The organism is Marinomonas posidonica IVIA-Po-181 (assembly GCF_000214215.1).
Lineage (GTDB): Bacteria > Pseudomonadota > Gammaproteobacteria > Pseudomonadales > Marinomonadaceae > Marinomonas > Marinomonas posidonica.
In genome coordinates, this window is sequence record NC_015559.1 from 372,873 (window position 1) to 387,667 (window position 14,795).

A 14,795-nucleotide genomic window follows, 5' to 3' on the forward strand; every position below is an offset into this window, starting at 1 on the left:
AGTACGACTCCCTATCGACCATGGAGGCGACGTAAATAACGTGCCTGCCAAACGTTAATGGCGAACAATAAAATCAAGGAAGCCATCAAGACCACCGACGCGATGGCACTGGCCGCCGGAAAATCAAATTCCTGTAAGCTAACAAAGATCATCAAAGAGGTAATTTCGCTCACATAAGGCATATTGCCCGCGATGAAAATAACCGCGCCAAATTCACCTAGGCTACGAGTAAAGGATAACGCAATTCCAGTCATGAGGGCTGGCCATAATGCCGGAAAAATGACTCGTCGAAATACCGCCCAATCCGATGCGCCAAGCGTCATACCAGCTTCTTCCTCTTCTGGTGAGAGTTCTTCTAGAACTGGTTGAACAGTACGAACAACAAACGGAATGCTGGTAAATGCCATGGCGAGAATAATGCCGACAGGGGTGTAAGCCACTTTAATGCCAAGGCTTGTCAACAGGTCACCATACCAGCCATTTTGTGAGTACAGTGTTGCTAGAGTAATACCGGCTACGGCGGTCGGTAACGCAAAAGGTAAGTCCACGAGGGCATCGAGAATACGACGTCCTGGGAATTCGTAACGTACCAATACCCAAGCTAATAACAAGCCAAAAAGACCGTTGAAAATAGACGCGAAAAACGCGGCCCAAAGCGTGACCTTATAACTGGCAACCACTCGCTCGTTGGTGATGACGTACCAATATTCATCCCACCCCATGTCGACGGATTGCATGATTAATCCCGTCATAGGAAGCAGCATGATTAAACTGATGAACAGCAAAGAGGTTCCCAGACTTAAGCCTAAGCCAGGGAGTACTCGTTTGTGTTTCGGTCGGGCTTGCGCCACGTTTAAATGTGTTGCCATTGGCTTGCCTGTTTGCTTTGAAATGATCTATTTCGGACAGAAATAGCCAAATTAAAAGTGGTTATTAAGCGACGTTTAGAAAGTAGAAAAGCCGAATACGCGAGCGTATCCGGCTTGGCTTTCACGAATCAAAGATTAACGACGCTGAAGTTGATCCAGTTTACCGCCATTACGGAAAATCTCTTTCGTGGCTTTTGGCCATCCGCCAGCGATTTCTTCTACTGTCAATAGCGTCACTTCTGGGAATTTGTCGGCAAATTCGGCTTTTACCACGTCATTATGAATGCGGTAATTAAAGCCTGCCAATAAACGCTGAGACGCTTCACTGTACAAGTAGCTTAGGTATTCGTGAGAAACCTCTTCTGTGTCGTGCTTCTTCGCATTCTTAGTGACAACCGCAACTGGGAACTCCGCCAAAATAGAGGTTTTAGGTACGACAACCTCATACTGATCTTCGCCATATTGGTTACGGATGTTATTCACCTCAGATTCGAAGGTAATCAAAACATCACCTATGCCACGCTCAACAAACGTGGTGGTTGCTCCACGACCGCCAGTATCAAACACCGCAACGTTTTTCAGTAAGTGGCTGAGGAAGTCATCAATGTTGCTTTCATTGTTTTTGCCAAAATGGTGTTGCGCATAACCATATGCAGCAAGATAGGTATAACGACCATTACCAGAGGTTTTTGGATTTGGGAACACCAAGGCAACGTCATCACGTACCAGATCACCCCAGCTGTGGATGTTTTTTGGGTTACCTTTACGTACCAAGAATGCGGTAGTGGAGTAATAAGGTGAGCTGTTATTCGGGAATTCAGCTTTCCAATCTTCAGGAATCATGCGGGCTTTATCGTGCAGTACTTGTACGTCGGTTACCTGGTTAAAGGTCACCACATCTGCTTGCAATCCATTCATGATGGCATTGGCTTGCTTGGATGAACCGGCATGAGACTGTTTAATCTCGATTGTCTGGCCTGTTTTTTCTTGCCAATGTTTCTGGAAGGTGGGGTTGTAGGTAGCGAATAGTTCACGAGCAATGTCGTAAGAAGTGTTTAAGATGGTTTGATCGGCCGCCGACGCTTGAATAGCACCGCTAAGCAGCAAACTGCTAAGTATAGTTTTGAAAACGCCTGACTTAAATTGCATGTTAACCTCAGATTTTAATGCTGGTCATTCTTAATTTGGGGTAAGAATACTTAAAAGATTTAGTTATTACAATCTCCTTAAATAAACTTTTTTGGAATATAGATAGCCGGCTTTAATGTTAGAAAATGAGGGGCTTTTAGATGCGCCTTGTTCATGCAAAAAAAGTGTAAAAGATAGGTTTTTACGTTGCCAGATAAAGAGTTGGCGTAACTATTGAATAGCTTGTCATACCCACGGAAACCTTGGTTGATAGGCTGTATTTCTTTTTAAATGAACAACAAGGTTCATTTTTTGTATCACGTTAATTTTCGCGTGTATTATTTTGGTGCGTTATTACTTTTTAGGGTGAGCATGGCAGATTTTATTTGGTTGTTAGTCACTGCGGCATTTGTCTTTGTAATGCAGGCTGGTTTTTTATGTTTAGAAAGCGGACGAATCCGCAGTAAAAATAGTATTAATGTGGCAGCCAAAAATATCTCAGATTTTATTTTATCAACCACGCTATTTTGGTTTTTTGGTTTCGGCATCATGTTTGGTGAGTCGGTTTTTGGTGTGTTTGGTATCAGTGAATTTGCATTCGATCAGAATCATACGCCATGGCAAATCAGTTTCTTTATTTTCCAAATGATGTTCTGTGGTACCGCCGCAACCTTAACCTCTGGTGCGGTGGCAGAACGCATGACTTTTATTGGGTATTTGGCCGTTACCGCGATCTTGAGCGCCTTAATTTACCCTATCGTTGGGCATTGGGCCTGGTCTGGTATTTATGGTGCGAATGGATCACAAGGATGGTTAGAGCAATTAGGTTTTATTGATTTTGCAGGCTCGACGGTCGTCCACTCTGTTGGTGGTTGGGTAGCGCTGGCTGCCATTATGATTATTGGTCCAAGACTCGGTCGTTTTGAGCAAGGTATTCGTTTACCTCCTGGCAATAACCTCCCGCTGTCGGCCTTAGGTGCTTTGCTGATCTGGTTTGGTTGGTTTGGTTTTAATGGTGGCAGCACGCTGGCGCTGACGAATGATGTACCACTGATCATTTTGAATACCTTTATTTCAGCCGCTTGGGGCGGTTTGATTGCAGCGGGTTTAAATTACATTCGTGATGGCTTTGTGGAAGTTGGTTTTGTGCTGAATGGCACCATTGCTGGCTTGGTCGGTATTACTGCGTCCTGTCATGTGGTCTCACCTGGGGACTCAATTTTGATTGGTGGTGTATCAGGCGTTATTGTTTACTACGGCAGCTTGTTGATGGAGAAGTGGCGGCTGGATGATGCTCTTGATGTGGTGCCGGCGCATTTATTTGCTGGTGCTTGGGGCACACTTGGCGTGGCGATATTTGGAGAGCCAGCAAGGATAGATAATGGTTTAGGTTTCTGGCAACAGCTTGGTGTGCAATCATTGGGTGTGTTGGTGATTGGGTTATATTGCTTTTTGGTTGGCTATTCTTGTATCTGGTTATTGAATCGCGTTATGCCATTGCGAGCCAGTAAAGAGCAAGAAGAGCAAGGTTTGAATGTGGCTGAACACAGAGCCACAACCGAATTGTTGGATCTACTGACGTCCATGCAATATCAACAGAACAATGCGGATTTTTCTAGGCCTGTACCAGAGGAGCCTTTTACCGAAGTAGGGCAAATTGCACGTAAATACAATCAGGTTATTGATCGTGTGAGCAATGAAATTGCTCAGCGTGATGATGCCTTAATGCGTTTTCAAGAAAGTGAAATGCGCAAATCGGCAATTTTGAATTCGTCAATGGACTGCATTGTCACCATCAATCGTTTCGGTTCTGTGATTGAATTTAACCCCGCCGCAGAACGTACCTTTGGGTGTTTGAAAAAACAGGTAGAAGGCAAAAGCTTTATTGGTTTGTTTGTTTTGGAAAAGGATCGTAAGAAAATCTTTGAAAGTTTGAATTCGGGCTTCGCTTCCTCCAGTGGATTGATTTTAAACCGCCGTAACCCGTTCCATTTACAACGTGGTCCCAATCATGACTTTCCAGCGGAAATTGCCATTACTAAGGCGAATTCGGATGCGGGTTCAGACAGTGAATTTACTCTTCATATTCGTGATATGACCAAGCACGTTAAGTTGCAGGAAAGATTGAAATTCTTAGCTTATAGTGACCCTCTAACCAGTCTCTATAATCGAACCTATTTGATGGATGCATTGGTGAGTGCGCTGTTGTTTGCAACCAAGCAAAAAACCTCAGTAGGATTGCTGTTTTTGGATCTGGATAATTTCAAAATCATCAATGACACGTTAGGACATAAAGCGGGTGATGAGTTGCTATGTGAAGTCGCCAGACGTTTGTCTATGGTCTCGGGTGAACAGGATGTGATTGCTCGATGGGGCGGTGATGAGTTCGTCTTTATGGTGACGGAAAATGTCACCGAAGCGCTGTTGCAAGAACGTGCAGAGCATATCTTGCAAGCCATGCGAGCGCCGGTACATATTGGTGCCCAAGATTTAACCATTCCAACCAGTATTGGCATTACCTTTTCGAATCAGCATGGCATCAATGCGGATCGATTGATTCAACAAGCCGACATTGCCATGTATTACGCGAAGGATAAGGGACGTGATAATGCGCAATTCTTTATGCCTGAAATGGCCAATGTAGTGACCAAAAAATTTGGATTCGATAAAGAGATTAATGAAGCATTAGTTTCGGATCACTTTGCTTTAGTCTTTCAGCCACAAGTGGATCGAGATGGACAAGATATACAGGGATTGGAAGCGCTTATTCGTTGGCATCACCCTGACAAGGGGCTCATTTCCCCTGCGGAGTTTATACCGATTGCCGAAGAATCGAGTTTAATTATCAAAATCGATGAATGGGTCATTGATAGTACTCTTAAGCAAATGAGTCATTGGCGAGCGCAAGGTCTGGAGATGATTCCGGTTGCAGTGAATTTATCTGGTCGTCATTTGGTGTCGGATTCTTTGGTACCGTATGTGGCGGATAAATTAGCAAGTTACCAAATCCCTGGCAGTATGTTGGAAATTGAAATCACGGAAGGCGTATTGTTACAGGACATTCAGCGCTGTGTTGAGGTATTAACAGAGTTAAAAGGCCTCAATATCAAGATTTCCATTGATGATTTTGGAACCGGGTATTCTTCTCTGAGTTATTTAAAACGTTTGCCTTTGGATACATTGAAAATCGATCAATCGTTTGTGGAAGAGTGTGATACACACACAGAGGATGCCAAAATTTGCGAAACCATCATTCATTTAGCACGTAACCTTGAGCTGATGATTGTCGCTGAAGGGGTAGAAACCGCATCGCAAGCCGATACGTTGGCATCCTTAGGCTGTGAAATATTTCAAGGTTACTATTTCTATAAACCCATGCCTGCGGATGCCATACAATCCTTGCTTAATCAGCGTCTTGTATTGAGTTAGGCGCATGCCTTTCTCGAATACTGGCCATCAGTTCTTGTCCCTTGGTTTTCTCAAGGGCTTTGGTTCTATGATGCAGAGCGGTTTTGGCAATCATATTTGCTGCAACGGGTGCGGTAATGAGCAAGAACAAGGTGATCAAAAACTCTTGAATGGATAAAAAGCCTTTTGAGTAGCTTTGGTAGATCATGGACGCGACTAACACACCAGTGATGCCCAGAGTCGACGCTTTAGTCGGGCTGTGCAAACGCATATAGATGTCAGGTAAGCGTGCTAGTCCATAAGAGCCTAGCAAGAGGAAAAAACCGCCGATCAGCAGACACACACAAACAATAATTTCGAGATAAAGTGGCATATTCTTATCCTATTCAATAATGTCGCCGCGAAGTAAGTACTTACAAAGTGCTGCTGTGCTTACAAAACCGAGCATGGCAATCAGCAAAGCGGCTTCAAAATACAAAGCCGTATTAGCGTAAATGCCATACAAGAGAATCAAAGCAATGGCATTAATGTACATGGTATCGAGAGCCAGAATGCGATCAGACACAGTGGGTCCTACCATTAAGCGCCATAGATTCAGAATCAAGGCAATGCAGATGCAAACAGCAACAATGGTGATGGTATAAGTTAGCATCCAAATATCTCCTTGATTGGTTTTTCATAACGCTGTTTAACGGTTTCAATCAATTCGTTTTCGCTGTCCAGATGTAACGCATGAATATACAGCCATTGTTTGTCTTCTGACACCTCAGCACTGACGGTGCCAGGCGTTAATGAGACAGTACTGGCCAGAATGGTAATGCCAAGCTCAGATTGAATGTTAATGGGCACAGCAATAAAGCCAGGCTGCAGCTTTTTGACTGGGCCAATGATCCACAGCGCCACTTCGATGTTTGCTACCACTATGTCTTTCATCACCATTAGCACGTAACAAAAGGCTTTCCAAGGCTTCTGGATTTTTGGGTGTTCGTCACGCATGCCATTAACCAACAATGGGATGGCAAGGGCGAAAAATAACGCCAGCACTATGTGTCCGGCACTCATGGTGTTATTTAGCAGTAACCATACGACAAACAAAAGGACAGTATGGAATGGCATAGGCAGAAGTTTCATCGGCTAACCCCCGGAATTAAGTCGTAGGCTGACGATTGAATATCATGCAAAGAGGTCGCTGCTTGCAAGGTGTATTCTGTTATCGCACCACCAAAGATCACTAGGATGGGTGCCGCTAATAAGAGTAGTGCTATGGCGGCAATTTCACTTTTTGACGCCGGCTCGGCATCGTTCGACGTTGAACCGCTATGCCGCCAGAACAAAGTCGTGCCAGCGCGGGAGAAAGTCACCAAAGCGCCTAAGCTGCCAATTAGAATTAATGGCCACACCCACATGGTTTGTACGGAGGATTGAGTCGCCTGCAAAATCATAACCTTTCCAACAAAGCCGGAGAAAGGTGGCATGCCGACCAAACTCAAGGCAACGATGGCAAAGGCAAAGCCTATGAGCTTTGGCTGAGTAAACATTCGAGATTTGACGAACCTGTCTTCTGCTTGGCCTCTTTGACGCGTAATCAGATCGGCTAATAAGAACAAAGCGGCTGAGGCTAAAGTACTGTGTACCATGTAATACAGCGCCGCTGAAGTGGCTTCAACGGAATTGATCGCTGCGCATGCGAGTAAGCTACCACTGGATACAATCACCAGATTGGCACTGAGGGTTCTGACACTTGGGCTGGCTAATACACCAATGCTGCCAATGGTGATGGTGAGCAACGCCAGTGGCCAGAGCCAAGGTGTGGCAATGTTTTCCAGCTCACCTGCGTGCTCGCCGAAAATCACGGTATACACTCGAAAAATACTGTAAAGGCCAACTTTCGTCATAATGGCAAATAAGGCCGCGACAGGGGCTGAGGCACTGGCGTAGGTTTTCGGTAGCCAGAAGTGCATGGGCAACATGGCGGCTTTTAAACCAAATACGACCAATAGGAGCAATGCGCCTGTTTTCGCGAGCGTTGCATCTTCGCCTTGTAACTGACCGACTTTGATTGCCATGTCTGCCATATTTAAGGTGCCTAGCGTGCCGTAGAGTATGCCTAAGCCAAACAAGAACAAGCTAGAGCCGACCAAATTCAGGATCACGTAATGCACGGTTGCTTGTGTTTTTTGCTTACCACCGGCATGAATTAATAACGCATAGGAGGCGATCAGTAGGACTTCAAAGAACACAAACAGGTTAAAAATATCGCCGGTTAGAAAGGCGCCATTGATGCCCATCAACTGGAACATAAACAAAGGATGAAAGTAGGCACCGCCTTTGTCTTTTCCTGCTATGGCATAAAGCATGACAGCAAAACCAAGGAAGGAAGTGAGTAATACCAGCAAACTGGATACTCGATCGGCGACTAAAACAATGCCAAAAGGAGCTTGCCAGCCACCCAAGGCATAAAGTTGGGTGCCAGAGGTATCAATTTGAAACAGCAGTAACGCCGAACAAATCAATAAAAACAACGTACCAATGACTGAGCTGATTCGTTGAGAGGTAATGTCTCTTGAAATCGGTGGTAGCAACATAATCGCGCCAAACAACAGCGGGATTAAAATGGGAAAAATGCTCAAATGCTGCATTTATTTATTGCCTCCAGACGACTTATTCGACACTTCATTTGGTAGTTTGGGTAAGTTGCCATCCACATGATCATTGCCCAAGTCGGCGCGAGCACGCATGGCGAGGATAACCGCGAAGGCCGTCATAGCGAACCCAATAACAATGGCGGTCAGTACTAGGGCTTGTGGTAGCGGATCACTGTATTGTTCGGATTCGCCCAAAACGGCTGCCGCGTTTAATTTTAAACGACCGCTGGCGAACAAAAATAAATTCACGGCATAAGACAACAAAGTCAAACCAATGACTACCGAAAAACTGCGACCACGTAAGGTTAAGAATATGCCGCAAGCTGTGAGCAAGCCGACACAAAATGCGTACAGACCTTCCATTAATCATGCTCCTTTAGAATCGGGCGTTCGCTGGTGGTCAGCTGGCCGAGATTGGCGAGAATCAACATGGTCGCACCGACCACAGTGAGGTACACACCGAGATCAAAGATCATGGCGCTGGCGAGCTCAAATTTACCAATCAGTGGCAAATAGAAGTAATCAAACCAAGTTGATAAGAACGTATGACCGAACACCCAGCTGCCGATACCGCTTAGGGTCGCGAGGCCAATGCCTGAACCAATCATGACTTGATAGTCCAACTTGATTCGTGTCTTGATCCATACCACACCGTGAGCCACGTATTGCTGAATAATGGCCACCGAGGTAATCAAACCTGCAATAAAACCACCACCTGGTAGGTTGTGGCCTCGTAAGAATATATAGGCAGAAACCAGTAGGGCTAGCGGCAAGAGACTTTGCGAAATCACGGCTAATAGGATTGGATGGCGATCGGTTGACCAAGCCATGCCATTGTCATCTGATGATGGCATGAAGAGTTTCATGCGAGCCACCAGTTTATAAATCCCCAGTGCCGCAATCCCTAGTACGGTGATTTCCCCTAAGGTATCAAAGCCACGGAAATCCACCAAAATGACGTTCACCACATTGGTACCACCGCCCCCCGTTTTACTGTTAGCCGTAAAGAAGGTGGAAATGGTGTCTAACGGTCGAGTCATTAACGCATAACTGATGGTGCCGACAACCCCGCCAATCAATGAGGCCAGCCCTAAATCCCGAACAACACGACGAGGAGAGGACTCCTTCGGCGTTTTTTGCGGGAGGAAGAAGAGAGCCAGAATCAGTAGGATGACGGTGACCACTTCTACGGAAAGTTGCGTTAAGGCCAAATCAGGTGCTGAGAATTGCGCGAAGGCTAATGAGACAATTAATCCAACCACAGATAAGGTTAACAGCGCCACTAATCGTCTTCTGTGCCAAATTACCGTCGCCAAGGCGGAAATAGTGAGCAACACAGCACAGGTAATAGACAGCGCATCCACTGGGATTTCAGGGCGTTGTCCTGCGGTGGTGTTCAGTTTCATTAAGGAGGATGCTGTCATCACCACAGCAAATGCCAAGGTGAAGAAAATATAACGCTGCAAGGAGCCGTTTTCAGTCACAGAAATAATGCTTTTGGCCTTATTGGTAATGTATTGCACGATACTTTCAAATATCAGCTTAGGGTCATTGGCCGGAAATTGAGCTTGAAATTTAAATAAGTGAGTACGGTTATAGTACATGTAAAGACCGCCAAGCAAGGCCACTACACTCATCAACAGCGGGAAGTTAAAGCCATGCCAAATGGCGAGGCTGTATTCTGGTGCTGGAGTATTTAAGGCTGCACTGGCCGCGGCGTAAAGTAGCTCACCCACCACTAGGCTTGGAAAAATACCAACAAGCAAGCACAGAGCAACAAGGATTTCGACGGGAACACGCATGTAGCGAGGTGGTTCGTGCGGCGTTTTAGGTAAGTTAATGGGCTCACCATTGAAAAACACATCGTGAATGAAACGTGTTGAGTAAGCGACTGCGAATACACCGCCAAGTGTGGCTAATATTGGTATAAACCACGATAAAGATCCTAAGGAGCCTTGATGTAAGGTTTCGGTAAAAAACATCTCTTTTGACAGGAAGCCATTCAGCAAAGGCACTCCGGCCATTGAAGCAGATGCCACCATCGCTAGAGTGGCAGTATAAGGCATGTATTTCCAGAGGCCATTTAGTTGGCGCATGTCTCGAGACCCCGACTCGTGATCAATGATACCTGCCGCCATAAACAAGGAAGCTTTAAACGTTGCGTGGTTAATGATGTGGAAGATTGCAGCAACCGCTGCCAAGTCGGTTCCCATGCCTAATAATAAAGTGATGAGACCTAAGTGACTGATGGTCGAGTTGGCCAGCAAGCCCTTTAAATCATGTTGGAAGAGGGCGATATAAGCACCGACCAAAAAAGTGGCTAAGCCGGTCAAACTCACAATCAAGAACCACAGATTGGTGTCTGCTAAGGCTGGGTAGAACCTTGCCATTAGGAAAATACCCGCTTTTACCATGGTGGCTGAGTGTAAATAAGCACTGACGGGCGTTGGGGCTGCCATGGCATTGGGTAGCCAAAAATGGAAAGGGAACTGAGCGGATTTAGTAAAGGCACCGATTAAGATCAGTACCACAATAATAGGGTAATTGGCGCTGGCTTTAATAAAATCGCCACTGTCGAGAATGTCTTGTAGGTTAAAGCTGTCAACCGTGTTGCCCAAGATCAGCAAGCCTGCAAGTAACGCTAAACCTCCGGCTCCAGTGACGGTTAACGCCATGCGAGCCCCTTTTCGGGCTTCGGTTTTATGTCCCCAAAAACTGATTAACAAGAAAGAGCTGATACTGGTCAATTCCCAAAAAAACCAGATCTGGATCAAGTTATTGGATAACACCACACCGAGCATGGCGAACATAAAGAGGATCAGATAAGCATAAAACTTGCCGATTGAATCTTTCGCCGAAAGATAATAACGAGCGTATAGGATGACCAATAAGCCGATTCCAAGAATCAAAATAGCAAACAGGAGGGCTAATCCGTCTAGTCGGAATGAAAGGTTTAGACCGATGACGGGTATCCAAGGTAATTCAGCTTGGAAGCGTTCTCCTTGAAAAATGTCACCGGCATAAGACAGCACAAGTAATAAGGTTAAGGCTGGGAGTGCTGCAGTCAAAAAAGCACAAGCTGTTCGACTATAACGAGCAGTAAGAAGAGGAACCAGTGTCCCTAATAAAGGGAGAAACGGTAGCCAGATCAATGAACTCAAAGGGATAACTCCTTCCAAATTAACGGTAAAACAGAGTCGATACAGAGTGTTAGCATGATGTTAATCCTACAATCAGCCTTATTAACGGGTTCTGCGATCATACAATGTTTGGTTCGTCCTTACCCGACAAACCTTTACCTAAAGGGATAACATTGAAAATAGCACAGATTTTGATGAAGAATAAGTAGAATTGAGATCGTAGGGGATGGAAACAGTTCCATTGTTTGCCGTACTTTTCATTAACTTAGGGTGATAAGGCTAATAAAATGATGTCTGTTTTAAGGGTTTTGAGCCACCGACTATCATTAGTTGTTTTGTCATTAAAAAAACACTCGCGGATATTTTTGGGATTATCTTGTTCTTGCACGATGAAGCGTACTTTCATGAAGAAGGACCTAACTAGGTTCGCCGCTGTCAAATGAGCACAGAAACGACAAACCTAGTTGGATTGGGCAGTGTCTAAAAGAACTTCCAAATAATGCTGTGCTCAGAGCCTAGACTCCAAATAAGGACCACAGCGGCTAATAAGGCTTCCAATACCAGCACACCAATGCCAAGCGTGGTACTCGATAGAATAAAGCCTTGTTTATTGCTAATGCCTAAGAAGCTTGGTGTACCTCTATACAGTAGATAGCCTGTGTAGATAACGCCGATCACACAAGATAATAAACACAGCCAAATAATAGGATAAATCGCGACAAGGCCGCTCAAAAATAAAGGTGTGGCAATGTAGCCTGCAAACACAATACATTCTTTACGTGGTGGACGATTTGCATGATTCCGTGCCATCCAATGGATCACGCTGCCAACGGCCGCGACGGCGACTAAGATTAGAGCATAAAACAGCAAGCCCAGCCCTAAACCATCTATGATGGAGACTTTTATGGATTCATTGCCTATGGACCAGCCAAATTGTGTGGTGCCAATAAAGGCACTGACCACGGGGATGGCCGCCATCCAGAGCACGTGGTGGTAAAACATGTGGCTAACCGATTCGTGCTCTTCATTAATCGCTCGCCATTCTTTATCCGGGTGATGAATAAGACCCCAAACATGATTGATCATGGATTCCCCCTTGCTTTAATACAAAGCCTAAATGAGTTGGAAAAAGTCCTGATACAGCCACGCCCAAACTTTTGTGGCTTACCATCAGTATAGTTGCATACGCAGGAAACGTCGGAAGGGTTAATAAAATTTTATTATAAAGATGAGTGTTTTAAGATCTTATAGAACTATTCCCCAAGGATATTTACAGTCGGTTTATGTTACATCAAGCTTGGTTGCTTTTTTTATGTTTGATGCTTCTGTAAAGGACGTTGAGTGAACTGTTCTTGGATGTTGGTGGATAGGGTTTTTAGTTTTCTACAGGGTAGTGTTTATCGTCATTTTATGGTGTCATGGCCTTGTTTGGGGCTGATTTCCTTGGCCATTTTGTCGTGTGGCTTTGCTCGTAGGCTAACGTTTATCTAGGGGGGGAATCTACATGCTAGAAGGGATGTACATCGCCCTGATCTCGATGTGAAAATTTAGGCGATGATATTCGACTTGGCTATAGCTCATCTACTGTTCGTGGGAAAACAGACTGAAACCCTTCGGCATATTCTGTGTTGCGTCCGCCCGCCTGACCACCTGAATTACGTCGGAAATGATTGCCACGGTTTTCGGCAACATTTGTATAAAATTGCCATAGATGTTCCTGACCCTGCATGCATTCGATGGCCGCTTTTTTCTTTTGCCAAACCTCTGTGATGTCTAAGAAAGTATCGGGCTTCCAGCCCATTTGCTCTGTTTGGTGGGGCTCAAATAAATACAGTTGAGGAGCGCCAAGTACCTTTTCTCCGGGGTTATGTCCCCAAGCTTGAGCGACCATACGGGCTTCCAGTACAAAACGAGTGGTGTTCATGTGATCAGTATTGTATGGATCCCACATGGAATGACTCATCATAAAATCAGGTTGTACCAAGCGAATGGTATCGACAAGACGGTCACGGGCTTCAGAGGTAAAGTCTAATGGGTAATCGCCCATGTCTAAGAATTGTATGTCATGCACCCCCAGTACATCGGCAGCCGTTTTCGCTTCTTGTTGGCGTGCCTGTTTGACTCTGTCCAAATTCATGCCATCTTGTTTCCACAGTTTAGCGCTTTCACCTCGTTCACCATAAGACAAGCAAACCACGGTCACCTCATAACCTTTCTCAGCATGAAGGGCGATGGCGCCACCAGCACGCCAAACAAAATCCGCGGCGTGAGCGCTGATGATCAGAGCTGTCTTGTTTTTCATTGTTTTATGGTCCTTTTATTATCGGGCAATCGAATCGAATCGAATCGATAAAGATCAATCAATATGCTTGTGTTAGTCGGCATCAAGTTGTGGCGGTTATGCTTGTTGCCAAGCAGGGAATGGATCTTGCAATGCTGTCCAGTAATCTTTGCCGAGTAAGACTTCGTCTTGACTTAAGAGGCAGGCATCTAATGCTTTCATCATGCCGTTTTGATCCAAGTCTTGCCCAATGAAAACCAGCTCCTGTCGCATGTCGCCAAAGGGTTCAACCCATAATTTCTCAATGGATGCCAAGTAGTCGGGATCCGTTGGCCAATCTTCCTTAGGAATGGCGCGCCAAAATACGCCTGCAAACCCATAATGAGCGATGCTGCCGGCTTGGCTCCATTGACCCGCAAAGGTTGGTCGTGATGCAAGCCAGAAATACCCTTTAGAACGGATTAACTTACCGAATTGATTAATGTTTTGTATAAATTGATGAAATTTCTGTGGGTGAAAAGGACGGCGTGCTTGATAACTAAAGCTGCTAATGCCGTATTCTTCTGTTTCAGGAATGTGTTCTCCGCGCATTTCTTTTAGCCAACCTGGTGCTTGTTGAGCTCGCTCGAAGTCGAATAGGTTTGTGTTAAGTACCTTGTCGATGTCCACATTGCCATGGGCAATGGGGACAATTTGCGCATGAGTGTTAAGGTTTTTTAGAACGGCAATTAAATGGTCAACGTCGGTTGAGCTGACCAGATCCGTTTTACTGATTAGAATGACGTCTGCAAACTCTACTTGATCCACCAATAAATCGGATACACTGCGATCGTCTTCTTCTCCAAGTGATTCGTCTGTGTCCTGTAAGTATTTTGTGTCGTTATAGTCTTTTAGGAAGTTGGCCGCATCAACCACTGTGACCATGGTATCTAGGGTGGCGACATCGGACAGAGATACACCATTTTCGTCTGCGAAGGTGAAAGTTTCTGCCACTGGCAGGGGTTCAGAAATCCCCGTTGACTCAATCACCAGATAGTCAAATTTTCCTGCTTCCGCGAGCCTGGCAACTTCTTCTAATAGGTCTTCGCGCAAGGTACAGCAAATACAGCCATTGCTCATTTCGACTAGCTTTTCCTCATTGTGATTGAGGGACACTTCATTCTGTATGATTTCAGAATCGATGTTGATTTCACTCATATCATTAACGATCACCGCCACTTTTTTGCCTTGACGATTGTTAAGAATGTGGCTCAGGACGGTGGTTTTACCAGCACCAAGAAAGCCTGAAAGGACTGTAACGGGTAATGGATTCATAGGGAGGGCT

At 45.2% G+C, this 14,795-nt stretch carries 12 protein-coding genes; 1 reads left to right on the forward strand and 11 read right to left on the reverse strand.

Annotated features, from left to right (window positions below):
* Positions 1-11: 11 nt before the first annotated feature.
* Together cysT and cysP are read right to left on the reverse strand one after the other, a co-directional pair.
* Entirely contained in the window at positions 12-869 is an 858-nt protein-coding gene (gene cysT / locus MAR181_RS01640) for a sulfate/thiosulfate ABC transporter permease CysT (protein ID WP_013794871.1), read from the reverse strand.
* 135 nt (positions 870-1,004) lie between these two features.
* The gene (gene cysP, locus MAR181_RS01645; RefSeq protein WP_013794872.1) at positions 1,005-2,018 is read right to left on the reverse strand and encodes a thiosulfate ABC transporter substrate-binding protein CysP; all 1,014 of its coding nucleotides are present in this window, start codon (positions 2,016-2,018) and stop codon (positions 1,005-1,007) included.
* A gap of 351 nt (positions 2,019-2,369) precedes the next feature.
* Between cysP and amt the strand changes: the two genes are divergently transcribed.
* Positions 2,370-5,426, forward strand: coding sequence for an ammonium transporter (amt, locus tag MAR181_RS01650; RefSeq protein WP_013794873.1), 3,057 nt, complete (start codon positions 2,370-2,372; stop codon positions 5,424-5,426).
* Here amt and MAR181_RS01655 read toward each other — a convergent pair.
* From MAR181_RS01655 to zigA, 9 genes are all read right to left on the reverse strand, one after another.
* The gene (locus tag MAR181_RS01655; RefSeq protein ID WP_013794874.1) at positions 5,401-5,778 is read right to left on the reverse strand and encodes a Na+/H+ antiporter subunit G; all 378 of its coding nucleotides are present in this window, start codon (positions 5,776-5,778) and stop codon (positions 5,401-5,403) included. The genes amt and MAR181_RS01655 overlap by 26 nt on opposite strands.
* A gap of 9 nt (positions 5,779-5,787) precedes the next feature.
* Complete coding sequence (locus MAR181_RS01660) at positions 5,788-6,057, reverse strand: K+/H+ antiporter subunit F (RefSeq protein WP_013794875.1); 270 nt, start codon at positions 6,055-6,057, stop codon at positions 5,788-5,790.
* A complete protein-coding gene (locus MAR181_RS01665; RefSeq protein ID WP_013794876.1) occupies positions 6,051-6,536 on the reverse strand; it encodes a Na+/H+ antiporter subunit E in 486 nt (161 codons plus the stop codon). Before MAR181_RS01665 ends, MAR181_RS01660 begins: the two co-directional genes overlap by 7 nt.
* On the reverse strand, positions 6,533-8,044 hold the full coding sequence (locus MAR181_RS01670; RefSeq protein WP_013794877.1) for a monovalent cation/H+ antiporter subunit D: 1,512 nt from the start codon (positions 8,042-8,044) through the stop codon (positions 6,533-6,535). The genes MAR181_RS01665 and MAR181_RS01670 overlap by 4 nt, the downstream gene beginning before the upstream one ends.
* Positions 8,045-8,413, reverse strand: a complete 369-nt coding sequence (locus MAR181_RS01675; RefSeq protein WP_013794878.1) for a Na+/H+ antiporter subunit C — start codon at positions 8,411-8,413, stop codon at positions 8,045-8,047.
* On the reverse strand, positions 8,413-11,211 hold the full coding sequence (locus MAR181_RS01680; protein WP_013794879.1) for a monovalent cation/H+ antiporter subunit A: 2,799 nt from the start codon (positions 11,209-11,211) through the stop codon (positions 8,413-8,415). Before MAR181_RS01680 ends, MAR181_RS01675 begins: the two co-directional genes overlap by 1 nt.
* Before the next feature lie 459 nt (positions 11,212-11,670).
* Positions 11,671-12,276 (reverse strand): Yip1 family protein, encoded by a 606-nt coding sequence (locus tag MAR181_RS01685; RefSeq protein ID WP_013794881.1) that lies wholly within the window; start codon positions 12,274-12,276, stop codon positions 11,671-11,673.
* A gap of 484 nt (positions 12,277-12,760) precedes the next feature.
* Positions 12,761-13,492 (reverse strand): PIG-L deacetylase family protein, encoded by a 732-nt coding sequence (locus tag MAR181_RS01690; protein ID WP_013794882.1) that lies wholly within the window; start codon positions 13,490-13,492, stop codon positions 12,761-12,763.
* Between the two features lie 96 nt (positions 13,493-13,588).
* Positions 13,589-14,785, reverse strand: a complete 1,197-nt coding sequence (zigA, locus tag MAR181_RS01695; protein WP_013794883.1) for a zinc metallochaperone GTPase ZigA — start codon at positions 14,783-14,785, stop codon at positions 13,589-13,591.
* Positions 14,786-14,795 lie beyond the last annotated feature (10 nt).